The 22,621-nt window shown below is 63.0% G+C and carries 22 protein-coding genes; 3 read left to right on the top strand and 19 right to left on the bottom strand.

Annotated elements, in window-relative coordinates:
• Nucleotides 1-36: 36 nt before the first annotated feature.
• The 4 genes from ACCD03_RS07865 to ACCD03_RS07880 all read right to left on the bottom strand — a co-directional run bounded on the left by ACCD03_RS07865 (nt 37) and on the right by ACCD03_RS07880 (nt 1,720).
• On the bottom strand, nt 37-528 hold the full coding sequence (locus tag ACCD03_RS07865) for a hypothetical protein (RefSeq protein WP_325653642.1): 492 nt from the start codon (nt 526-528) through the stop codon (nt 37-39).
• Nucleotides 525-890 carry a tlde1 domain-containing protein gene (locus tag ACCD03_RS07870; protein WP_325653640.1) on the bottom strand — a complete coding sequence of 122 codons (366 nt, stop codon included), beginning with the start codon at nt 888-890 and terminating at the stop codon, nt 525-527. The genes ACCD03_RS07865 and ACCD03_RS07870 overlap by 4 nt, the downstream gene beginning before the upstream one ends.
• A 242-nt stretch (nt 891-1,132) precedes the next feature.
• Nucleotides 1,133-1,441 carry a hypothetical protein gene (locus ACCD03_RS07875; RefSeq protein ID WP_325653638.1) on the bottom strand — a complete coding sequence of 103 codons (309 nt, stop codon included), beginning with the start codon at nt 1,439-1,441 and terminating at the stop codon, nt 1,133-1,135.
• 3 nt (nt 1,442-1,444) lie between these two features.
• Nucleotides 1,445-1,720, bottom strand: a complete 276-nt coding sequence (locus ACCD03_RS07880; protein WP_325653636.1) for a hypothetical protein — start codon at nt 1,718-1,720, stop codon at nt 1,445-1,447.
• A 762-nt stretch (nt 1,721-2,482) separates the two neighbouring features.
• Between ACCD03_RS07880 and ACCD03_RS07885 the strand changes: the two genes are divergently transcribed.
• Nucleotides 2,483-3,289, top strand: a complete 807-nt coding sequence (locus ACCD03_RS07885) for a toll/interleukin-1 receptor domain-containing protein (RefSeq protein WP_325653634.1) — start codon at nt 2,483-2,485, stop codon at nt 3,287-3,289.
• Between the two features lie 225 nt (nt 3,290-3,514).
• Here the strand turns inward: ACCD03_RS07885 and ACCD03_RS07890 are convergent, their stop codons facing one another.
• From ACCD03_RS07890 to apbC, 15 genes are all read right to left on the bottom strand, one after another.
• A complete protein-coding gene (locus ACCD03_RS07890) occupies nt 3,515-5,794 on the bottom strand; it encodes an arginine/lysine/ornithine decarboxylase (RefSeq protein WP_325653632.1) in 2,280 nt (759 codons plus the stop codon).
• A 73-nt stretch (nt 5,795-5,867) separates the two neighbouring features.
• Nucleotides 5,868-6,434, bottom strand: coding sequence for a dCTP deaminase (dcd, locus tag ACCD03_RS07895; RefSeq protein ID WP_004632155.1), 567 nt, complete (start codon nt 6,432-6,434; stop codon nt 5,868-5,870).
• Nucleotides 6,435-6,630: 196 nt separating this feature from the next.
• Nucleotides 6,631-7,506 (bottom strand): formate dehydrogenase accessory sulfurtransferase FdhD, encoded by an 876-nt coding sequence (locus ACCD03_RS07900; RefSeq protein WP_413411243.1) that lies wholly within the window; start codon nt 7,504-7,506, stop codon nt 6,631-6,633.
• 90 nt (nt 7,507-7,596) lie between these two features.
• Complete coding sequence (locus ACCD03_RS07905) at nt 7,597-8,139, bottom strand: superoxide dismutase family protein (RefSeq protein ID WP_253538260.1); 543 nt, start codon at nt 8,137-8,139, stop codon at nt 7,597-7,599.
• An 82-nt stretch (nt 8,140-8,221) separates the two neighbouring features.
• Nucleotides 8,222-8,539 carry a hypothetical protein gene (locus ACCD03_RS07910; RefSeq protein WP_045205968.1) on the bottom strand — a complete coding sequence of 106 codons (318 nt, stop codon included), beginning with the start codon at nt 8,537-8,539 and terminating at the stop codon, nt 8,222-8,224.
• A 35-nt stretch (nt 8,540-8,574) separates the two neighbouring features.
• A complete protein-coding gene (locus ACCD03_RS07915) occupies nt 8,575-9,738 on the bottom strand; it encodes a formate dehydrogenase subunit gamma (RefSeq protein ID WP_325653625.1) in 1,164 nt (387 codons plus the stop codon).
• A 23-nt stretch (nt 9,739-9,761) separates the two neighbouring features.
• Entirely contained in the window at nt 9,762-10,007 is a 246-nt protein-coding gene (locus ACCD03_RS07920; protein ID WP_316671050.1) for a hypothetical protein, read from the bottom strand.
• Entirely contained in the window at nt 10,004-10,672 is a 669-nt protein-coding gene (gene fdh3B / locus ACCD03_RS07925) for a formate dehydrogenase FDH3 subunit beta (protein WP_253538268.1), read from the bottom strand. Before fdh3B ends, ACCD03_RS07920 begins: the two co-directional genes overlap by 4 nt.
• 16 nt (nt 10,673-10,688) lie before the next feature.
• Nucleotides 10,689-13,694 (bottom strand): molybdopterin-dependent oxidoreductase, encoded by a 3,006-nt coding sequence (locus ACCD03_RS07930; RefSeq protein WP_325653621.1) that lies wholly within the window; start codon nt 13,692-13,694, stop codon nt 10,689-10,691.
• Between the two features lie 67 nt (nt 13,695-13,761).
• Nucleotides 13,762-14,013 carry a ubiquinol-cytochrome c reductase iron-sulfur subunit N-terminal domain-containing protein gene (locus ACCD03_RS07935; RefSeq protein WP_413411244.1) on the bottom strand — a complete coding sequence of 84 codons (252 nt, stop codon included), beginning with the start codon at nt 14,011-14,013 and terminating at the stop codon, nt 13,762-13,764.
• Between the two features lie 235 nt (nt 14,014-14,248).
• Nucleotides 14,249-14,920 (bottom strand): molecular chaperone, encoded by a 672-nt coding sequence (locus ACCD03_RS07940; protein ID WP_325649478.1) that lies wholly within the window; start codon nt 14,918-14,920, stop codon nt 14,249-14,251.
• 31 nt (nt 14,921-14,951) lie between these two features.
• Nucleotides 14,952-17,111 (bottom strand): 4Fe-4S binding protein, encoded by a 2,160-nt coding sequence (locus tag ACCD03_RS07945; RefSeq protein WP_413411245.1) that lies wholly within the window; start codon nt 17,109-17,111, stop codon nt 14,952-14,954.
• 79 nt (nt 17,112-17,190) lie between these two features.
• Nucleotides 17,191-17,751, bottom strand: a complete 561-nt coding sequence (locus ACCD03_RS07950) for a DUF3306 domain-containing protein (protein ID WP_413411246.1) — start codon at nt 17,749-17,751, stop codon at nt 17,191-17,193.
• An 11-nt stretch (nt 17,752-17,762) separates the two neighbouring features.
• Nucleotides 17,763-18,302: a DUF3305 domain-containing protein gene (locus ACCD03_RS07955; protein ID WP_045205959.1), complete on the bottom strand. Its 540-nt coding sequence runs from the start codon at nt 18,300-18,302 to the stop codon at nt 17,763-17,765.
• A 10-nt stretch (nt 18,303-18,312) separates the two neighbouring features.
• Nucleotides 18,313-19,401 (bottom strand): iron-sulfur cluster carrier protein ApbC, encoded by a 1,089-nt coding sequence (gene apbC / locus ACCD03_RS07960; RefSeq protein WP_316671723.1) that lies wholly within the window; start codon nt 19,399-19,401, stop codon nt 18,313-18,315.
• 206 nt (nt 19,402-19,607) lie between these two features.
• On the opposite strand from apbC, the gene ACCD03_RS07965 reads away from it, so the two are divergent.
• Entirely contained in the window at nt 19,608-20,237 is a 630-nt protein-coding gene (locus ACCD03_RS07965; protein WP_012762565.1) for an OmpA family protein, read from the top strand.
• Between the two features lie 305 nt (nt 20,238-20,542).
• Nucleotides 20,543-22,612, top strand: coding sequence for a methionine--tRNA ligase (metG, locus tag ACCD03_RS07970; RefSeq protein WP_325649485.1), 2,070 nt, complete (start codon nt 20,543-20,545; stop codon nt 22,610-22,612).
• Nucleotides 22,613-22,621 lie beyond the last annotated feature (9 nt).

Below are 22,621 nucleotides of genomic sequence, written 5' to 3' on the forward strand. Positions count from 1 at the left end.
GCGCTGAGTCAGCGCGGCGTTTTTGTTTTGTGGTGGCTACTGCTTCGCGGTGCGCAACGCCTGGAGGCATCGCTGCCTGACGCTTGGCATGACGCCCCTCGCAGCAGCAACCGCGCGCAGTGCTTTTTGACGATACTGCTTGGGCGTCCCTTCAATGAACGGCATGCCGCAAACACGTGAGACGGCCAGCGCGGGGGTGCCAGCATCAGCAGCCGCAACTGCGTTCAGAACTGCCGCAGAGTTTTTCGGCAGCGCGTAGGCCAGTGCAATACCCAATCCCTCAGCATTGGCGGCATCGGCTCCAACAGCGAGTTTGGGCGCTAGAGCAACCCAGCTCGCCCGCCCGGTTTGAATATTGGCGAACAAGCGTTCGGCGCTCGCCTCATCCAGCGACGCGAGGTACGTCTGCGCACCCTCCGCGTCAATAGCGGCCGCCACCTCTTCCGGCGTTGTCATCGGCGACGCGGCAGTTGCAAGAAATGGTGCGCACAGCAGCGCAATCAGACCGCGGGCGAATTTGCTCTTCATCGAACAACTCTCAACGTACGGTCGCCACTCGACCAGATTTGTTCACGCACGGTACGGATCAAGATGACACATCCTGAGGAAGCCGAGCCTGGGCTGCTTACACTGTCGCCATGGATATAGAACGCATCCCGGCCAAATGTGTTCGTTCCATATTGCGGAGTCAGCGGCATGGCATAGGGGCCGACACGTGCCGAATTACGCGGTGACTCGATCGTGTATTCGCCTTCAGGAATTGGGCCAACCATGCGGATGGCCTGCATTGATGGATTGTTCTTGCCCTCGCTAGCGCCGGAATAACCCTGGCCGACAATGTGGCCATTGTGGTACAGGGTTCCCATTGACTGGCTGTACTCCCAAGTCATGCGTGATCTCCTCGGTATGAAAGGTGTCGCGTGTTATGAACATCACCGAAGCTAGTTCACCTGCCATCCGAGCGAGCGATTGAGCAACACATTCTCGATGCGTCACGACGTTGTGTACATATTTTTGCGAATCGGCGCACGCTCCAAACAAGAACGCCGCGCTGATTTGCGCGGCGTTTTGTTTTGTGGTGGCTACTGCCGCTGTGCACGCTCGGGGCGATGGCCAGCCTTCACCACCCAACTCACCGTTTACCAACCCGCCCCACGCTGCGCGGATTCCAAGTCGCCAAATCCAGTTCCCGCCCCGCTAGCGTTTGCAGAATGTAGGCGCCCATGGCATCCAGGAATCCGTCTTGATAGCCCCTGGGCTGATCGACCGTGTCCATCTCCAGCACCGCGCGCAGCACCGATGGCCCGAACAGCCGGTAACGCAGCGTGCTATCGCGTAGCGCAACCAGAAATTCCCGCCCGGCCAGCATGCCGCGCTGGTACTCGTTGCCCGCTGACGATTCAGATGCGGGCAACGGCCCGCTTTCCGGGTTCCGCACCATGCCTCACTCCGCCTCGTCTGGAAACGCCAGTTCGCACAGGATGTCCCAAAGTTCCTGATCGACCGGCACGCCTTCGAGCGTGCTCAACACGTAGGCGCCCAGCCCATCGGTAAAACCGGCCTTGTATTCGTCGGACTGCGCCTGGACGGACGCTTCCAACTGCTTGCGCACGACTTTCGGCCAAAACTTGCGGCCCGCCTCCAATGCGCGTTGCTTGCATAGCAGAAACCGACGTGCGGCTTTGGCACCTTTCCGGTAATCGTTATCGGATTCGATCATTGCGTGCCTCCGCTGTGGGGGCAAACAATGGGGCAGCATGAAGATGGCGGGAGGTGCACGGCGCGGTGGCCGTTGAAGGTGAGAACGGACTGATCCGGTGGAACCATGTCTTCCCCTCGTCGTGAATTTGGGAGAACCGCCCACCGCGAGGGGTGGGCGGGCACACGACGGGCTGGAAACACCGGAAGATTCAACCAAAGACCGGCACGGCCGAAGCCGTACCCACCGAAGCCCGCCCGTAGGGGTGAACGCCAGCGCGCGACTGCCTGATCGGCGTCACGGGTTGAATCTGAACACGGGGTTTCCAAGCCCGGCCACGCTTTTTTTGCGCGGCCCGGCGAGTTTACGTTTGCTGATGCCCTGGGGCAAGTTACGCGTTGTTGCGTTGTGAGGATCGGGGCTGTGGTTTGCGTGCGGAGCTGATGGGGTGGACCGGCGAAGCGTCCCCAGTGTTTTTTGCCGCTCGGTGCGATCGCTTGAGGGTGAGAAGAACGGATGGCCGAGTTGGACCACAAGCGGTCGCATAGATCCAGCGCCCCAAAGCAGTCACCTGCACGCGTCCGGCGGCCGTTGGATTACTCAAACGCAATGGGCACCGCCGACCGAGCCCGACTGTCTGTGCTATCACCATCCGCAGACGACCGCGTTTCTTGTATGCTTTTGCCAAATCATAGACCTACGATCCGGCAGGCCCGTCAGCACTATTAACCGTAGACGGACCGGCAGGTCCGTCTACTAACAGATACGTATTGGGAGCCACCGATGGCTGAAAAGCTGATCTTCCTTTCCCACATTCACGAGGAAAGCACGCTTGCGCGTTTGGTACAGCAGGCGCTGGAAGACGAGTTCAGCGGCTTTGTTGATGTCTTCGTATCTTCTGACGGAACCAGCATCCCGGCTGGCTCGAATTTCCTGAAGAGGATTGAAGATGGTTTGATCAGTTGTATTGGGGCCATTTATCTCATCAGCCCAGCCTCGGTGAAGAGAAATTGGATCAGTTTTGAATTGGGCGCGGTTTGGGTTCGCAACGCCCTGAACCTTCGCGACGGCAAATCAGAAATCCCGGCGCTCCCTGTTTGCCACTCCGGCATAACTCCGGGCGGTTTGCCTGCGCCCCTAAACAACCTCAACGGGATAGCTGCTAACCAAGCCTCTCAACTAGAGTTTGCTTTCCGGTCTCTTCAAGCCGCCGTGGGCGGAAGAGGAGCGTTGAAGACAGACTTCGACTCTCTCGCAACTCAAATTATCGCGTTCGAGCAACAGTACACGCTCGGAGCGAACCTAACGAAGATGCTGTCGCTTCTGGGCGGCGATAAGCATTTGCTTGTCCAGCATTGCGAGCAGCAAACGCCAGGTACCCGAACAACTATCGACTGCGGCTTCGTTAATACCAACGCCATTCAAACGATCAAAGCGTTTGAAGCCAACGAACTGAACGGCCACATACAAGTTACGGTCGATAAGCCAGGCACATCATTCGGCCCCCTTGGCGCTGTCAACGGTGCCCAAGTGAAAATTGGCATTCCCGTTTCGCTGGTCTTGCAGTTCAAGGAGTCGCTGATTGCATAACACAACGCTCAACCGGACCGCCCAAGAGCTGCGCCTTTGGGTGCCCTCCGCGCTTCGCGCGAAGGCGCCGCTGGAGTCAAACGTCCCTGAACGTCTGCTATAGGTAGCTTGACATCTTCCGCTACGGGTCGGTAGAAGCCCCTTGCAGCCCCACCCATCGAGGAAACCCCAAACAAAAACGCCGCACTGATCCAGCGCGGCGTTTTGTTTTGGTACGACTGAAACTCAGCGCACGCAGTCGACGAAATACCCCATCTTGCCGTCGACTTCCTCCTCGACCAGACCATGAATGTCGGTCTCGAAGCCCGGGAACAGCTTGTTGAACTGGCGTGCGAATTGCAGATACTGCACGATCGTCTTGTTGAAGCGTTCGCCAGGAATCAGCAGCGGAATGCCCGGGGGATACGGGGTCAGCAGGATGGCGGTGATGCGGCCTTCCAGGTCGTCGATTGCCACACGCTCGGTTTCACGGTGGGCCATCTTGGCCCAGGCGTCCGACGGCTTCATCGCTGGTTCCATGTTCGACAGGTACATCTCCGTCGTCACGCGAGCCACGTCGTTGGCCTGGTAGACGCTGTGGATGCTGTCGCACAGCTCACGCAGTCCGATGCGCTCGTACTGCGGGAACTGGCGCACGAACTCCGGCAACACGCGCCACAGCGGCTGGTTGTTGTCGTAATCGTCCTTGAACTGCTGCAGCTCGGTCACCATCGAGTTCCAGCGGCCCTTGGTGATGCCGATGGTGAACATGATGAAGAACGAGTACAAACCCGTCTTCTCGACGATGATGCCGTGCTCAGCCAGGTAACGCGTAACGATGGCGGCCGGGATGCCCGAGTCGCTGAACTTGCCGTCGACGTCCAGGCCCGGGGTGATGATGGTGGCCTTGATCGGGTCGAGCAGGTTGAAGTCTTCAGCCAGATTGCCAAAGCCGTGCCAGCGCTCGTTGGCCTTCAGCATCCACGCTTCGCGGTCTTCGATGCCTTCGTCGGACAGGTCGTTCGGGCCCCAGACCTTGAACCACCAGTCGTCGCCACGTCCACTACCGCCATTCGTACCGACGTATTCCTGTTCCACCTTGCGCATGGCGCGGCGGAAGTCCAGCGCTTCGGCAATGCTTTCCTCCACCAGCGCAGTACCGCCCGGCGCCTCCATCATCGCCGCGGCCACGTCACACGAAGCGATGATCGAGTACTGCGGGCTCGTCGACGTGTGCATCAGATACGCCTCATTGAAGCGATACGTATCGAGCCTGCGCGTTTCGGAATCCTGCACGAGGATCTGCGAGGCCTGCGACAGGCCGGCCAGCAGCTTGTGCGTACTCTGCGTGGCAAACACCAGCGCGTCCTTGCTGCGCGGGCGGCTGTGACCAATCGCGTGCATGTCCTCATAGAACGGGTGGAACGATGCATGCGGCAGCCACGCTTCATCAAAGTGCAGCGTGTCGATTTCGGTCGACAGCATGTTCTTGATCATCTCGGCGTTGTACAGCACGCCGTCGTACGTGCCCTGCGTGATGGTCAGAATGCGCGGCTTCTTGTTCTTGGCCTGGCTGGCGAACGGGTGATCAGCGATCTTCTTGGCAATCGTTTCGGGCTCGAACTCGCTCTTCGGGATCGGGCCGATGATGCCGAAATGGTTGCGCGTCGGCATCAGGAACACGGGGATCGCGCCCGTCATCATGATCGCGTGCAGGATCGACTTGTGGCAATTGCGGTCCACCACCACGATGTCGCCGGGCGCCACGTTGGCGTGCCACACCATCTTGTTCGACGTCGACGTGCCGTTGGTCACGAAGAACATGTGGTCGGAGCCGAAGATGCGCGCGGCGTTACGCTCAGACGCGGCCACCGGGCCCGTGTGGTCGAGCAGTTGGCCGAGCTCTTCCACAGCGTTGCAGACGTCGGCGCGCAGCATGTTTTCGCCGAAGAACTGGTGGAACACCTGCCCCACCGGGCTCTTCAGGAACGCCACGCCGCCCGAGTGCCCCGGGCAATGCCACGAATACGAGCTGTCCTGCGCGTAGTCGATCAGCGCCTTGAAGAACGGCGGCGGCAGTGAATCCAGGTAGTTGCGTGCTTCACGGATAATGTGCCGGGCCACGAACTCGGGCGTGTCCTCGAACATGTGAATGAAGCCGTGCAACTCGCGCAGCACGTCGTTCGGCAGATGGCGCGAGGTGCGCGTTTCGCCGTACAGAAAGATCGGAATGTCAGCGTTGCGGCGACGCACTTCGGCCACGAAGGCGCGCAGATTTTCAACCGCTTCCGGCTCAGGCTTGTCGCTGTCCGGGTTGATGAATTCATCGTCGTCGATCGAGACGATGAAGGTGGACGCGCGGCTCGACTGTTGAGCGAACGACGTCAGGTCACCATAGCTGGTGAGACCAGTCACCTCCATCCCCTCCTGCTCGATGGCTTGGGCCAGCGCGCGAATGCCCGACCCGGAGATGTTCTCGGAGCGGAAGTCCTCGTCAATGATGATGACGGGAAAGCGGAATTTCATCGTGGTTCCTTATGGATGAAGCTAAAGGCACCGCTCCGGATACGCCTGAACGCGCGGAAACGGACTACAAAAACTAGGTCTTGGGCAGCGTCACACCGTGCTGGCCCTGATACTTGCCACCACGATCCTTGTACGAGGTTTCGCATTCCTCGTCGCTCTCGAAGAACAGCACCTGCGCGCAGCCTTCGCCGGCGTAGATCTTGGCGGGCAGTGGTGTCGTGTTGGAAAACTCCAGCGTCACGTAGCCTTCCCACTCCGGCTCGAACGGCGTGACGTTCACGATGATCCCGCAGCGCGCGTACGTGCTCTTGCCCAGACACACGGTCAGCACCGTGCGCGGGATGCGGAAATACTCCATCGTGCGGGCCAGCGCGAACGAGTTCGGCGGGATGATGCACACATCGCCCTTGAAATCGACAAACGACTTCTCGTCGAAGTTCTTCGGATCGACGATGGTGCTGTTGATGTTGGTGAAGATCTTGAATTCGTCGGCGCAGCGGATGTCGTAGCCGTAGCTCGAGGTGCCGTAGGAAACGATGCGGCGGCCGTCGGATTCGCGCACTTGACCGGGCTCAAACGGCTCGATCATGCCGTGCTGCTCGGCCATGCGGCGGATCCACTTGTCGGATTTGATGCTCATGGAGCGTCCAGATACCTTGGATGAACAAATGGGGGCAGGCTTCGCGGTGCGAAAACTGTCCCCATTTGGTCACGCCGGCAGGCCGGCCCGCGGCTGGGGCCGGTTTGGAACGCGGATTGTACTCCCAAACCTGTGACGGAAAACCCCGTGGCGGCCGATGGCTTGCGCTGGCCTTATCCGAACAAACGCTGGCAAATCAGCGGCCGGATTCAGCCGGCTGGGGCAGCTCCCCGCGCGGCCCGACCGAGCCGGCCACGTCCGGCTCGGCCACAAAACGGTCGCGCCCCGTGTAGAGCAGAAAGTGCCGCCCAGTGCACCGCGCAAACAGCGTCAGGTTGACCCGCTGCGCCATCTGGTGACCCATCTGCGTGACGCCCGAGCGCGACAGCAGGAACGGAATGCCCATCTGCGCGCCCTTGATCACCATCTCGGAGGTCAGGCGGCCGGTGGTATAGAAGATCTTGTCGCCGCCCTCCATGCCCTCAAGCCACATGAGGCCAGCGATGGCATCCACGGCATTGTGGCGGCCCACGTCTTCGATGAAGTGCAGCAGCCCGCCGTGCGCATCGAACAGCGCGCAGCCATGCACCGACCCCGCTTGCTTGTAGATCGACTGCTGCAGGCGAATGGTGTCGACCACGCGATACAGCGTGGTTTGTGTCATGCGCGCGTCGGGCGGCAGATGGATGGCGTCGATCTCGTCCATCAGCGAGCCGAACACGGTGCCCTGCCCGCAGCCAGTGGTTACGGTGCGGCGGGCGGTCTTTTCATCCAGGTCTGCGATGCCGCCGCGCGTGGTGACGGCAGCGGATTCGGTTTCCCAGTCGACCTGGATGGAGGCGATGTCGTCGATGCCGTTGACCAGGCGCTGGTTACGCAGATAGCCAAGTACGAGCGCTTCGGGCGCGCCGCCCAGCGTCATCAGCGTGACCAGTTCGCGCTTGTCGAGGTAGACGGTGAGCGGGCGCTCACCGGGAATGTAGACACTGCGTGCGCGGCCCAACTCGTCGAGCACTTCAACCTCGTCAAGCAGTGGAACGGAAGCGTTGGTCAGTTCAGGGCGCAGCGGCATCAATGTCTTCGTTCAAATAAAAATGCGCACGGCAAGCGTGCGCATGGTGCGGCTGGTACCTGCGTGGGAGCAGGTACCGCGTGCGGGCGATCAGTTCGCCACGATCACGCCGCAGGCGATGCGCCCGCCGGAATTGCCGGTGGGCTGGGTCATATAGTCGTCCTTGCCTGCGTGGACGATCAGCGCATGGCCGACCAGGCTCGTGGGCCCAGGCGACAGCGTCACACCGGAAAGAACGATCGAGCCGACGGCCTTGCCGTTGGCATCGGATTGCAGCATCGGAATGTCGCCGGCATGGTGTGCGCCGTGGCGCGGATCACCGTGCTGCTGGCCAGTCGGGTTGAAGTGGCCGCCAGCGCTATTGCCATCCGCCGACGAGCAATCGCCCTTCTCATGCACGTGGAAGCCAAACATGCCGTTAGCCGGCAAACCGGAAATATCCACGGCGATGGCAACCCGATTGTCGCCTTGCTGCGCGAGCTTCACGCTGCCTTGCACGGTACTGCCGCTCTTGGGTGCCAGCACGGCCGATGCCGCCATGCCCGAATCGGCCGCCTTGGCCGTCGACGCGGTATTCGATGCGCAGCCGGCCATCAGGCCGATCGCGGCGAGTGCAATCACGAGTTGCTTCATGTGTCACCTCCAGTCAGGGTTCACTCGGGGAGCGGACGATTGTACTGCCGGATGATGAACACGCAACATTGGCAACAACGGTTCACCCTTTGGCCGCCGGTGCAGATGCTGGAGGCACGGGTGCGACAAACGGCCCGGGGTCGACGCACGGCGCGCCCGGTTGCGTATGCGCAGCCTTGCCGCCGGCCTGGTAGGACGCCGCTACCTTGTCCTGGGCCTTGCACGTCTGGAACGCGGCCACCTTGTCGCCCCAGGCTGCCTTGGCTTTCGCCACGTCCGCCTGTGCCTTCTGTTCTTCCGTCGGTGCCGGCAGCTTGGCGCCGGCCAGTCCGCTTGTCAGGCTCAGCATGGCGGCAGCAAGTGCCATACCTGCGGCGCGGCTCAGAGCGGATGCATGCATGGTGAGGTTCCTTGAATCGGTGGCGGTCGATGGCGTCATGACTTGGCGGGCTGCTCGCTCGGCGCCGGCGGCGCAGGCGGTTGGGTCCGCTGCGCGGGAATCTTGCCGGCCTTGACGTCGTCGTACCAAAGCTCGTGGTGCTCCTTCGCCCAGGCCTCGTCGACATAGCCATCACGCATGGCGCGGTAAGCGCCTTCCATGCCGATCGTGCCCATGTAGATGTGGCCCAGCGACATGCAGATCATGCCCACCGCCGCAATGGCGTGAATGACCTCGGCCAGTTGCATTGTGCTGCGGTAGTAATCCACGCCGGGGACGATGCGATCGAGCGTCCAGCCCGAGGCCGACAGGACCAGTCCGAACACGACGAGGCCGCCCCAGAACCAGAGTTTCTCGCCGGCATTGAAGCGGTGCGACGGTACTTCGGCGCCGTGCTCTCCGGCAAACATGCCGCCCAGGGCCAGCAGCCATTTCATATCACCGCGGCGCGGGAGGTTGTCCCGCACCCACATCACGAAGGCCACGATGATGCTGACCGTGAAGAGCGGCCCCACCAGGTTGTGGAGATTTTTCAATATGTACGTCAGCCAGCCAAACAACTGATGGCCGACGATCGGCAGCAGGAAATGCTTGCCCCACAGCATGACGATGCCTGACACGCCCAGCGTGACGAACGAGATGGCCATCGTCCAATGCACATAGCGCTCGGTAGGCGTGAAGCGCTCGATCTTGCGGCCGGTGGGCGCTTCCTTCAGGGGAATCGTGCCGCGCCACAGGAAAAAACCCAGGATGAGCAACGGCACCAGCACCACGAGCCAACCGCCCCACACGGTGATCACGCCATTGCGGAAGAGCCGCCATTTCTGCCCCGTGCGCTGGATCAGCACGCCGGCTTCCAGCCCGGGAATGCTGGCGTAATGCGCCTGATCGGAGTTCACTTCGCGCCAGACAGGCGCGTTGTTGCCGGGCCGCGTGACACGGCGTGCGGCCTGGTCTCCTGCCTCTTTGGCGAGATCGCGCTTCTTTAGATCAAACACGTTCTCCGAGACGATGTTGGAGAACGGTTGCGCCGGTTGCACGGCCGGGTTGACGGGGGCATTGTTGGCGGCCGGCGCGCTGGCTGGCTGCTGCGCGCTCGCCAACGCCGCCGCTGCGCCGAGCAACACGGCCATCACAAGGTGTTTCCAGGAAGTGCCCATGGACGAACCTCCGCTTGCGCGCGTCATGGCGTCTTGTTGTACTCGTTCTGGTATTGGCCGCGCGCGCGGATCTGGTTCTCCCAGCTCGTGCGGTCACCGGGCGTCCAGTTCTTGGCCATGAACGGATCGCCTTCCGCGCCCTTGTAGGCTGGCGCGTCGTCCTTGCGGTGCGAGGCAAAGGCGACTTGCGGGCGTTCGCCGCAGGCACCGAGCAACAGCGCAGCGCCCAGGGCGATCAGCAGGCTGGTCGATCGTGCTCGGGGGGTCATGATTGCGCTCCCGGCGTTGAAGCAGGCGTGGCGGGCGCGGCCGGGGTAGCCGGCGCTGCCTGGCTGCCTTTGCCGTGGCCACCGCCGTAAGCCGTGCCCCATCCGAACAACTCGGCGCCCTTGCCGCGTTTCATGACCCGGTTACGCAGGATGTCGGAAATCACATCGCCATCGCCGCCCAGCAGCGCCTTCGTCGAGCACATTTCCGCGCACAGCGGCAGCTTGCCTTCGGCCAGGCGGTTGCGGCCGTACTTCTCGAATTCTTCCTCGCTGCCGTTCTTCTCGGGGCCGCCCGCGCAGAACGTGCACTTGTCCATCTTGCCGCGTACGCCAAACGTACCTTGGCTGGGGAACTGCGGCGCGCCGAACGGGCACGCATACGAGCAGTAGCCGCAGCCGATGCAGACGTCCTTGTCATGCAACACCACGCCGTCTTCGGTGCGGTAGAAGCAGTCGACCGGGCAGACCGCCATGCACGGCGCATCGGAACAATGCATGCAGGCCACGGAGATGGACTTCTCCGCGCCGACCATGCCGTCGTTGATCGTGACCACGCGGCGACGGTTCACGCCCCAGGGCACCTCGTGTTCGTTCTTGCAGGCCGTGGCGCAGGCGTTGCATTCGATGCAGCGCTCGCTGTCACAGATGAATTTCATGCGTGCCATGTTGATCTCCCCGTCCTTATGCGAACCGCTCGATCTGGCAGACCGTCGTTTTCGTTTCCTGCATCATCGTCACCGAGTCGTAGCCGTAGGTCGTGGCCGTGTTCACAGCCTCGCCACGCACGATCGGGTGGGCGCCTTCCGGGTAGTAATCGAGCAAGTCCTTGCCCTGCCACCAGCCCGAAAAGTGGAACGGGATGAAGGCGTGGTCGACGCCCACGCGCTCCGTCACCAGCGCGCGCACCTTGATCTGGGCGCCGGTCGGCGTCTTGACCCAGACAAAATCGTTGTGACGAATACCGCGGTCGGCTGCGGCCTTCGGGTTGATCTCGACAAAGTTCTCCTGCTGCAACTCGGCAAGCCACGGGTTGGAGCGCGTCTCTTCGCCGCCGCCCTCGTACTCCACCAGGCGGCCGGAGGTGAGGATGATCGGGAATTTCTCGTAGACCTTGTTCTCGATATTGCGTTGCTGCACCGTCTTGTACAGCGTGGGCAGGCGCCAGAAGGTCTTCTTGTCGTCGTGCGTGGGGTACTTGGCGACCATGTCGGGCCGCGTCGAATACAGCGGCTCGCGGTGCTGCGGAATGCCGTCCGGGAAGTTCCACACGATCGCGCGGGCCTTGGCGTTGCCGAACGGGTGGCAGCCATGCTTCATCGTCACGCGCTGGATGCCGCCGGACAGATCGGTCTTCCAGTTCTTGCCTTCAGCGGCTTTCTTCTCGGCGTCGGTCAGGTCGTCCCACCAGCCGAGTTTCTTGAGGAAGACGTGATCGAACTCGGGGTAGCCGGTCGTCAACTCCGAGCCCAGCGAGAACGAGCCATCTTCGGCCAGCAGGTTGACGCCGTCGCGCTCCACGCCAAAATTCGCGCGGAAGTTACCGCCGCCCTCCATCACGTGCTTGCTGGTGTCGTACAGGTTGGGCGAGCCGGGGTGTTTGAGTTCCGGCGTGCCGTAGCATGGCCAAGGCAGGCCGAAGTAATCGCCGGTCAGGTCGTAGCCGGTTTCGGCGTCCTTGCCGCCCTTGCAGCGCAGCGTGCGCACATCAAACAGATGCATATTGCGCATGTGAGCCTTCAGGCGTTCCGGCGATTGCCCGGTGTAGCCGATCGTCCAGTTGCCGCGATTGATTTCACGCAGGATCGATTCGATCTCCGGCTCGCGCCACGTCATGCCGGCGCGTTTGTATTCGGTGATCTTGTAGTTCTTTGACAGCTCCTTGCCGAAACCGAGGCGATCAGCAAACGCCTGCATGATCACGTGGTCGGGCTGCGATTCGAACAGCGGCTCGATCACCTTCTCGCGCCACTGCAGCGAGCGGTTCGATGCCGTGCATGAGCCCGACGTTTCGAACTGTGTTGCGGCCGGCAGCAGGTAGACGGCACGGTTCGGATTGGGCGGCGTGCCGTCGGCGGCGGGCATGTTGGCCATGGCCGCCGTGGCCGACGGGTATGGGTCAATCACCACGAGCAGGTCGATCTTGTCGAGCGCACGCTTGATGTCCATCCCGCGCGTTTGCGAGTTCGGTGCGTGGCCCCAGTAAAAGACCGCGCGAACGTTGTTGTCCTGATCGATCAGGTCATTCTTCTCGAGCACCGCATCGGCCCACCGCGAAACCGTGGTGCCCGATTTTTCCATCATCGCCTGCGAGGCGAAGCGGCCTTTGATCCAGTCGTAATCGAGCCCCCACACGGAGGCGAAATGCTTCCACGCGCCCGCAGCGAGGCCGTAATAGCCCGGCAGAGAATCGGGATTGGGCCCGACGTCGGTCGCGCCCTGCACGTTGTCGTGGCCGCGGAAGATGTTTGCGCCGCCGCCCGACTTGCCGATGTTGCCCAGCGCCAGTTGCACGATGCACGATGCACGCACGATCGCATTGCCGATGGTGTGCTGCGTCTGGCCCATGCACCACACCAGCGTGCTCGGGCGGTTCATCGCCATCATCTCGGCGACCTTGTGCACCTGTGCCTCAGGCACGCCGCACACTTCCTCGACCTTGTCCGGCGTCCACTTGGCGAGCACTTCTTCGCGCACCTTGTCCATGCCGTAGACGCGGTCGTGGATGTACTGCTTGTCTTCCCAACCGTTCTTGAAGATGTGATACAGCACGCCAAACAGGAAGGCGATATCGGTGCCCGAACGAATCCGCACGTATTCATCGGACTTGGCCGCCGTGCGCGTGTAGCGCGGGTCGACCACGATGACCTTGCAGCCTGTTTCCTTGGCGTGCAGCAAATGCAGCATCGACACCGGATGCGCCTCGGCAGCGTTCGAGCCGATGTACAACGCGCACTTGGCGTTCTGCATGTCGTTGTACGAGTTCGTCATCGCGCCGTAGCCCCAGGTGTTGGCCACGCCGGCCACGGTGGTGCTATGGCAGATGCGCGCCTGGTGGTCGCAATTGTTGGTACCGAAGAACGACACCCACTTGCGCAGCAGGTACGACTGCTCGTTGCTGTGCTTGGACGAACCCACGAAGAAGAACGAATCCGGCCCGGTTTCCTGGCGGATCGTGTTCATCTTGGCGACGATCTCGTTGAGCGCCTGCTCCCAGCTGATGCGCTGGTAGCGGCCGTCCACGAGCTTCATTGGCGTCTTCAGGCGGTATTCGCCATGACCATGCTCGCGCAGAGCGGCGCCTTTGGCGCAGTGCGCGCCCAGGTTGATCGGCGAGTCGAATACCGGTTCCTGGCGCACCCACACGCCGTTTTGCACGACGGCATCCACCGAGCAGCCGACCGAGCAGTGCGAGCACACCGTGCGGCGCACAACGATGTCGCCCTTGCCTTCGGCGGCGTGGGCCTCACCCACCACCGATTTCTTCACCAGCGAAAGCTGCGTCGCGGCCAGCCCTGCGCCAACGCCGATGCCGGAGCGTTTGAGGAAGGTGCGGCGGTCCATGGTCGGCAGTGCGCCGGCCAGGCTGCGAGCCAGACTGCCGGCAAGCGATGCGGCGCCCTGGCCGTTTGAACGTCGGGCCGGTGCGGCTTTGGTGTCCTGTACCGCCGGTTTGCGGGTCAGAAGCATGAGGTCACCTGAGGATGTGGGGTGCGTGCAATGACGATGGAGTAGTAGCGGCGCGCATGCGGCCGCGTCAGATCCACGTCGTCTTGTAGTACTTGCGAATGTGTTCGCTCAGCCGGTAGCCGGTGGCACCGTCATCCGCGGTGTCAGCAGCGGGCGAGGCCGTGGCGGCGGGCGCTTGCACCAGATGGCTGGCCGTGGCGGCCGTGCCTGCGGCGGCAGCGGCCACGGCGGCGCCCATCAGAAAGCGGCGGCGCGTGGGGGCGGATTCAGCGGAATCCGCCTCTGGGCGGGCGTGTGGGACGGTGTTCGGACCTGGCATTTCGATGCTCCCCGGCTCATTCAAACCGATGACCGAATGTAATAGGAATTTTTGAACACATTTTAGGAGTAACGGCATGGGAAAACCATGCCTAAAACCCCTCACACAGGGATTTTCCTGACGATTTACCGATGAATTTTTTCAATGAGTGCGATTTGAACCGGTCCGCCGTGACGCGGACGGGACGCGACTCTTGACAGGCCGCTCAATTTTTAGGCGGCCGGTCTCATTGCCGTCACGCCAATTCCAGCGCGAGCCGCTCGACGTCGAAAAACGCCTTTGCCAATCCCGCCACGTCGGCATAAAACGCGGCACGCGGATGCTGCAGTACAGCATCACAAGCCGTATCGACCCACGAGGCCAGATGGCGCTGGAAAAAAGCGCGCTGCTCCTCAACGCGGGCAACAGCAACATCGTCCCCCGCGATGAGGTAACGCATGACCTCGCACAGCGTAGCGAGGTGATCTTCGGTTTCCGTGACGCCCTCGGCGCGCTCCAGGCCGTAGCGGCGCAGGTCGTCGCGCAACACCACGAGCGGCTTTTCGTTCATAAAACCGGCCTGGTAGTACGAGCCGTACAAGAACACTTCGGGCTTGCCGACGCCGATAAACAGCTCGGTGTATTCGTCGTCGGCCTGCCCTGCGCTGGTCTTGCCGGCGCGGGCAACAAGCTTTCGCCACGCCTGGGTAAGTGCGCTGCTGGCGGCGGCTTCCGCATCGGCCGGGGCGATAGCGTAGTCGCCTACCGGGTCCAGCGGCGCGGCAGCAATGCGCTGCAGCAAATCGGCGTCTGCCGCGTGGAAGAACAGCGTGGCCAGCAGGCCGTACAGGTCCGCACGGGCGAGATCCTCGGCGCTGTCGGCAGGCGTGGCGGCGGGCTGGAATTGCAGGGGCTGGGCGTCGGTCATGGGCTCAGAGATCAGCTTGAATGCGCGGTTTTCAGTGCGGGGCGCCGGGGCGTTCGCCGTGCTGCATCATGTCGATCACGCGGCAGTCGCTGCACATCTTGAGGCGCTCGGCGGCAGCGCCCGAGAACGCCGGATGGGCGCCCAGCTTGGCAAGCATCGTCGTGACCATCTGCGCGGTGCCGAACGGCTTGTTGCAGCGGATGCAGTGGAACGGCTGGGCCTCATTAAGCGTGACCGATTGGCGGGCTTCGGCCGACAGGTTCAGACGCGGGACGAGGGCGATGGCGCTTTCAGGGCACGTGGTTTCGCACAGACCGCATTGGACGCAGTTGCGCTCGATCATGGCCAGCATGGGGCGCTCGGCCTGATCGCGCAGCGCCTGCGACGGGCACGCGCCCACGCAAGCCATGCACAGCGTGCAGCTTTCGCGGTTCACGGTGATGGCGCCAAACGGTGCCCCGGCCGGCAGCGGGATAACGGCCTCGGTTGCCTGGGCGTGGCGCGCAAGATGGTCGAGCGCAAAATCCAGCGTCTCGCGCTTTGCAGCGGCCACTGCAAAGGTGGCCGCAGGCATGTCACGGCGGAAACCGCGCAGCGGGGCCGATACGTCAGCACTGCTCAGGCGCGCGTCGAGCGCCGCTGCATCCGCCACGTCGATCAGCACCACGCCCGCCTCATCCGCCGGTTCGCCAAGCCCCTGCAGCATGGCCTGCGCCACGGCAACCTGCTCGGCGAGCATCGCGCGGTACTGCGGTGCGTCGTCTTCCGTCAGCAGGATGGCGACGCGCGCGGCGCCGTAAGCCAACGCTGCGAGCCACAGGTCCAATCCCGTCGATGCCGCATGGAAGACCTCGACCGGCAGCACATTCACCGGCACGCCCTGCGCCTTGCCGATACGCGCGGCCCGGCCAAGTTGCTCGATCAGCGTGCGGCCGCGCCCACCGTTATGCAGCAGAACCACGGCATCACGCCCACCCGCCGATGCATACGTGCTCAGCAGCGTCTTCAGCTTGCGCCCCTGGTAAGGCGCGCTGGGATAGGCGTAGGTGATGGCGCCGGTCGGGCATGCGGTCGTACACGCGCCGCAGCCCACGCACAGATTGGGCGTGACGTGCACGCTACCGCGGCCGTCCTTCCACTGCGGCGCAATGGCCGACGCTGAACACACCTTCACGCAAGCGTCGCAGCCCACCTGGCCGTTACGTCCGTGGGCGCAGATGGATTCCTTGTATTGGAAAAACTTGGGCTTCTCGAACTCGCCCACCATTTGCAGCAGTGCCAGCGATGCCGTCAGTTGGCGGCCGGCGTCTGCGCCAGCGTGGAAGTACCCCTGCGGCGGCTGGTGCTGGGCAAACGCCGGCGCATCGTTCAAATCGAAGATCAGGTCGAATTGGCCCGATAACGCCTGCGGTGCCTCCACGCGGCTGAAATCGATGGCCATCGCATCGCCGCACGCTTTGACGCACGCGCGATTGTCGCGGCAGGCATCCAGATCGATCTGGTAAAGCGCGTCGATGGCGCCTTCGGGGCAGACGTCGATGCAGGCGTTGCAGCGGGTGCAGCGGTCCAGGTCGATCGGATTGCGGTTGCGCCACTGCACTTCGAACGTGCCAAGCCAGCCCTTCACCTCCTGCAGTTCGCCTGCCTGGACGGGCCAGCGGCGCTCCATCGGCGGGACAAGCGGACCGCTTGCGCGATCACGCCCGGTGACGAGCACCGTCACGCTCAGTTGGTCGGCCAGGCGTTCGGCCCACGGCATCGCTCGCTCGGCAGGACCGACGATCAGCACGTTGCCGTCGGACCGGTAGTCGACCACAGGCACCGGGTCCGGCGCCGGCAAACCTGCCACGGCCAGCAGCGCCGCTGTCTTGGCACGGAAACCACGCGCATCGCGTCTGGCCCCCGCCGACCACCCGCCCGTTTCGCGCACGTTGACGAAATGAATTGGCGCCGTCACGCCCTCGTGCTGCGCGGCCACTTCTGCAAACAGCGCCTTTTCCTGCGTGCAGGCGACGATGACGTCTTCCGTGCCCTCCAGCGCCTGTGTGAACGCGCCGATCTCACGGCGGCACAGCAGGTGGTGCGTCTTGCCTGGCGTGTCGATGGCGGCGTCGGACCCGCGCAGGGCGTCGCCCACCGCATCGGCATCGATCGGCATGGTGTGATTGCAACTGCAAAGCAGCGTCGGCATGGATTTGTGCGTGAGCGCCCACGTGCATGGCGCGGGCTGTGGAGACATGGCCGCACGGTCGTTGCCGCGCGGTACTTTTTTATTCTACGGACGGCGGCTTAGCGCCGCCATGCGGGGTTGCCTGGGCGGGGTCGTCCGGGAGGGGCGATTCGGCATCGGCAGGTTCACACGGCGTCTCGCCGGTCACAGCGGGCGAAGCGTCCGATACCGGTTCGATTCCTGTCGGCGCAGCCGCCTCCTCTTCCAGCGGCTCGAACAACCGCAATCCCGCCGTATGGCGCAGCTCGCGCAACATCTCAGGCGGGATCGGGTCCGGCTGCGAATAATCGTCGATGTAGGTATCGAGCCCGTCCATCACATTGAAGTGCGGATCGGCGAAGAGCTTCTTGAGCGCGGCACGCTTGACGGCCTCGTCCACCCCGTGTGCGACGAAGGGCGCGAAATCATCGGATGGCGTCAGCTTGGCGGCGTCTTCCAGCGTGAGCGGGGGCGGTGCCTCGGGCGCGGGTTCGGCCGCCGACACTTCGGGCACGACAACGGGCTCCGGCTCGGCGGGCGGGGCCACTTCCGGTTCGGGCTCGCCGCGCCGCTCGGCGGCCTTGCGGCGTGACCAGCGCGAGAGGAAAGTTTCGTTGCTCACGGCAGCTTCGCTCAGAACTTTGCGCGGTCTTCCGGCGGCAGGAACGACTCCGGCCGGCGCCGCTTCTTCGGCTCGGGCCGGTAGTTTTCGGCCACGTACGCCTGCAGCCATTGCAGCGCCGCGGCGTCCAACGGCACGTTTTCGACCGTCTCGCCACCGTCGAGCCAGCGCCCAGCCTCGTTGTAGCTCAGCGAAACCGTATGCGGAATCGCCCGGCCCTCGTCAGCCGTGCCCGATTCGCCCAGGCGCCACAGCACAAACCAGCAGGGCGCGGCGGAGGTCACGTTCAGGTAGTAGCCTTCGGCCTCATCGCGAAACAGCGTGACGGAGAAGCCGGGCGTAAGCCAGCGCTCGTCGCCCTTCTCATCGTCGGCACGATCCAGGCAGCGCGGTGCGGTGCCGTATTCGCCTAGATCGGGCACGACGGCCTCCAGCCGCCACTGGAACGGCTGCCAGCGGTTGGCCGTCGGGCGGCGGCACAGCACCACCGCCACCCGTACAGACGGGCGCTCCGTCTGGCGATCGTTGGACAACGGCTCGCTGGCATCCATGGTTTTTCGCTCAGGTGTTCTGCACGACGATCGAGGGGAACTTGCTCGTCATGTCCTTCGCCTTCTCGGCCACGGCAATCGCGACGCGGCGCGCGATCTGCTTGTAGACACCGGCAATTGCGCCGTCGGGATCAGCCACCACGGTCGGACGGCCCGAATCGGCCTGCTCGCGAATGGACAGGTTCAGCGGCAGGCTTCCGAGGAAGGGCACGCCGTATTGTTCGCACATCTTCTCGCCGCCGCCGGCGCCGAAAATGTGCTCGGTATGGCCGCAGTTCGGGCAGCAGTAGACCGCCATGTTCTCGACCACGCCGATGATGGGAATCCCCACCTTCTCGAACATTTTCAAGCCTTTCTTGGCATCGAGCAGCGCGATGTCCTGCGGCGTGGTGACGATCACCGCGCCCGTCACAGGCACCTTCTGCGACAGCGTGAGCTGGATGTCGCCCGTGCCCGGCGGCATGTCGACGATGAGGTAATCCAGGTCGCGCCAGTTGGTCTGCTTGAGCAGTTGTTCCAGCGCCGAGGTCACCATCGGGCCGCGCCAGACCATCGGATTGTCCTGCTCGATCAGGAAACCGATCGAGTTGGCCTGCAGGCCGTGGCCCTCCATCGGCTCCATCGTCTTGCCGTCTGCCGACTCCGGCTGGCCCTGGATGCCCAGCATCATCGGCTGGCTCGGGCCGTAGATATCGGCGTCGAGAATGCCGACGTTAGCGCCTTCCGCAGACAGCGCCAGCGCCAGGTTCACGGCGGTGGTCGACTTGCCCACCCCGCCCTTGCCCGACGCCACCGCGATGATGTTCTTCACATTCGGCATGAGGTGCACGCCGCGTTGCACCGCGTGCGCGACGATCTTCATCGACACCTGCACGCTCACATTTTCGACACCTTGCACCTTGCGCAGCGCGCCGATCACCAGCTTGCGGATCGGCTCGAACTGGCTTTTGGCGGGGTAGCCGAGTTCCACGTCGAGCGACACCTCGCCGCCATCGACCCGGATGTTGCGCGCCGATTTGGACGACACGAGGTCGCGCTCGGTATTGGGATCCACCACGCCGCGCAGGGCTTCGGTGATCTGTTCGATGGTTACGCTCAACATTTGCTCCACAAATCTAATGCGAATGGGGGACGGGCCAACGGTGACGCGGCATGAACTTTGCGGCGCCCTGGCCACTCTATCTACTGTTTTGCTATTGTATTTTGCCGGCGCGTCGTTCGTCCGATTCCTCCCCCAATATCCCTCTGATGCGCCGGATATCGGCAAACTCACAAGAACCGATCCCGTTACCCGTAGGAGAAACCATGAAAGCCAAGCTTATTTCCGTCTCGCTGATCGCCCTGCTGGCCGCCGGCTGCGCGACCGAACAGCAGAACCAGACCGCCATGGGCACCGGCGTTGGCGCGGCCGTGGGCGCTGGCATCGGCGCGCTGGTCGGCAACGGCAAGGGCGCCGCCATTGGCGGTGCGCTGGGCGCGGCAACCGGCGCAGCCGTCGGCTACAACTGGGGCGCCATCAAGTCCAAGCTGGCTGGCGATACCGCCGGCACCGGCACGCAAATTTCGGAGCAGCCCGACGGCTCGCTCAAGTTGAACATCCCGAGTCAGGTTTCGTTCGACACCGACAGCGCGGTGATCAAGCCGTCGTTCCGCGGTCCGTTGGATAGCGTGGCACAAACGCTCACGCAACATCCGGAACTGGCCGCCAACGTGGTCGGCCACACGGACAGCACCGGCAACCCGAACTACAACATGACGCTGTCGCAAAAGCGTGCGCAGAGCGTGGCGAGCTACCTGACTGACCGCGGCGTGGCCCGCAACCGACTCTCGGCTGAAGGCCGCGGCCAGAACCAGCCCGTTGCCGACAACGCCACTGAGGCCGGCCGCGCTCAAAATCGCCGCGTCGAAATTTATTTGAAACCTATTCAGGGCTAACCCTGTCATAGAAAACAGGTGCCGCTTGCCACACGTTGCTGGCTCGCGATGCGTGGCTGACCTCCCGGGCGGTACCTGATTTCTCCTCCTTTTCCGTTGTGGAAAGCTGCGCCGGCTCTGACCGGCGCTTTTTTTTGGGTCACCCCCTGCGCGACATCGTGACGCATGGGCCAAGCCCGCGATCACACCCCGCGATTCCGCAGATTCCTCTCTGACGGGCTCGCCGCCGTCGGGCGCGCTAAAATATGCGTTTCTCCGCGCGCCGCGCTCTGTTTGCGGCCCGCCCGCACTTTTCTGGCTCGCTCATGTCCGAACGTCGCATCCTCGTCACTTCCGCCCTGCCCTACGCAAACGGACCGATTCACATCGGCCACCTGGTCGAGTACATCCAGACCGATATCTGGGTGCGTTTCCAACGCATGCGCGGGCATGAGACCTACTACGTGGGTGCCGACGACACGCACGGCACGCCCGTCATGCTGCGCGCCGAGAAGGAAGGCCTGACCCCGCGCCAGCTCATCGAACGCGTCTGGACGGAACATAAACGCGACTTCGACAACTTCCTCGTCTCGTTCGACAACTACTACAGCACCGACTCCGACGAAAACAAGGAGCTGTGCCAGAGCGTCTACCTCAAGCTCAAGGAAGCCGGCCTGATCGATGTGCGCGAGGTCGAGCAGTTCTATGACCCGGTCAAGGAGATGTTCCTGCCGGACCGCTTCATCAAGGGCGAATGCCCGAAGTGCGGCGCGAAAGACCAGTACGGCGACTCCTGCGAAGTCTGCGGCGCGACGTACCAGCCAACCGACCTGAAGAATCCGTATTCCGTGGTGTCAGGCGCGACGCCGGTGCGCAAGTCGTCCGAGCACTATTTCTTCAAGCTCTCCGACCCGCGCTGCGAGAATTTCCTGCGCGAATGGGTGGCCGACCTGGCCCAGCCCGAAGCGACCAACAAGATGCGCGAATGGCTCGGCGACGAAGGCGAGGCCAAGCTGTCGGACTGGGACATCTCGCGTGATGCGCCGTACTTCGGTTTCGAGATTCCGGGCGCGCCGGGCAAGTACTTCTATGTGTGGCTGGATGCGCCAGTCGGCTACTACGCCAGCTTCAAGAACCTGTGCGCCAAGCGCGGGCTCGATTTCGAATCCTGGATCGCAGAGCACTCGACCACCGAGCAGTACCACTTTATCGGCAAGGACATCCTGTATTTCCACACGCTGTTCTGGCCAGCAATGCTCAAGTTCTCGGGCCACCGCACGCCGACCAACGTGTTCGCCCACGGCTTCCTGACCGTGGACGGCGCCAAGATGAGCAAGTCGCGCGGCACGTTCATCACCGCTCAGAGCTACATCGACACCGGCCTGAATCCGGAATGGCTGCGCTACTACTTCGCCGCCAAGCTGAACGCGACGATGGAAGACCTGGACCTGAACCTGGACGATTTCATCGCCCGTGTGAACAGCGATCTGGTAGGCAAGTTCGTCAACATCGCCAGCCGCTCGGCGGGCTTCCTGGTCAAGCGCTTCGAAGGTCGCGTGAGCGACGCCGCGCTGGGCCACCCGCTGATGGTGCAGCTGCGCGAAGCCGCCCCCCAAATCGCCGATCTGTATGAAAAGCGCGAGTACAGCAAGGCACTGCGTGCCGTGATGGAGCTGGCCGATGCCGTCAATGCGTTCGTCGACACGGAAAAGCCGTGGGACCTCGCCAAGGACGAAGCCAACCGCGAAAAGCTGCATGCCGCGTGCTCGGTCGCGCTGGAAGCGTTCCGCCTGCTGGCCGTTTACCTCAAGCCGATTCTGCCGACCACGGTTGAGCGCATCGAAGCGTTCCTCAACGTTGAGCCGCTGACGTGGCGCTCGATCGATTCGCAACTGTCGTCGGCCAAGCCGATCCAGCCGTACTCGCATCTGATGACGCGCGTGGACAAGAAGCAGGTGGACGCGCTGGTGGAAGCAAATCGTCAGTCGCTGCAGGCCACCGCCGATGCACCGACTGCTGCCTCCAACGGAGCTGCCGTCATTGAGCCGATAGCCGAGACCATCACCATCGACGACTTCGCCAAGATCGACTTGCGTGTGGCCAAGATCGTCGCCTGCCAGCGCGTGGAAGGATCGAACAAACTGCTGCAGCTCACGCTGGATGTGGGTGAAGGGCAGACGCGGAATGTGTTTTCTGGCATCCAGTCGGCGTATGCCCCGGAAGATCTCGTGGGCAAGCTGACCGTGATGGTTGCCAACCTCGCACCGCGCAAGATGAAGTTCGGGATGTCGGAAGGGATGGTGTTGGCGGCTTCGGCGGCTGATGAGAAGGCTCAGCCGGGGCTTTATATTCTTGAGCCGCATTCTGGGGCGGTGCCGGGGATGCGGGTGCGTTGATTTGGTTTG

Origin of the sequence: Ralstonia sp. Ralssp135, assembly GCF_047304345.1 — a bacterium.
Taxonomy (GTDB): Bacteria; Pseudomonadota; Gammaproteobacteria; order Burkholderiales; family Burkholderiaceae; genus Ralstonia; species Ralstonia chuxiongensis.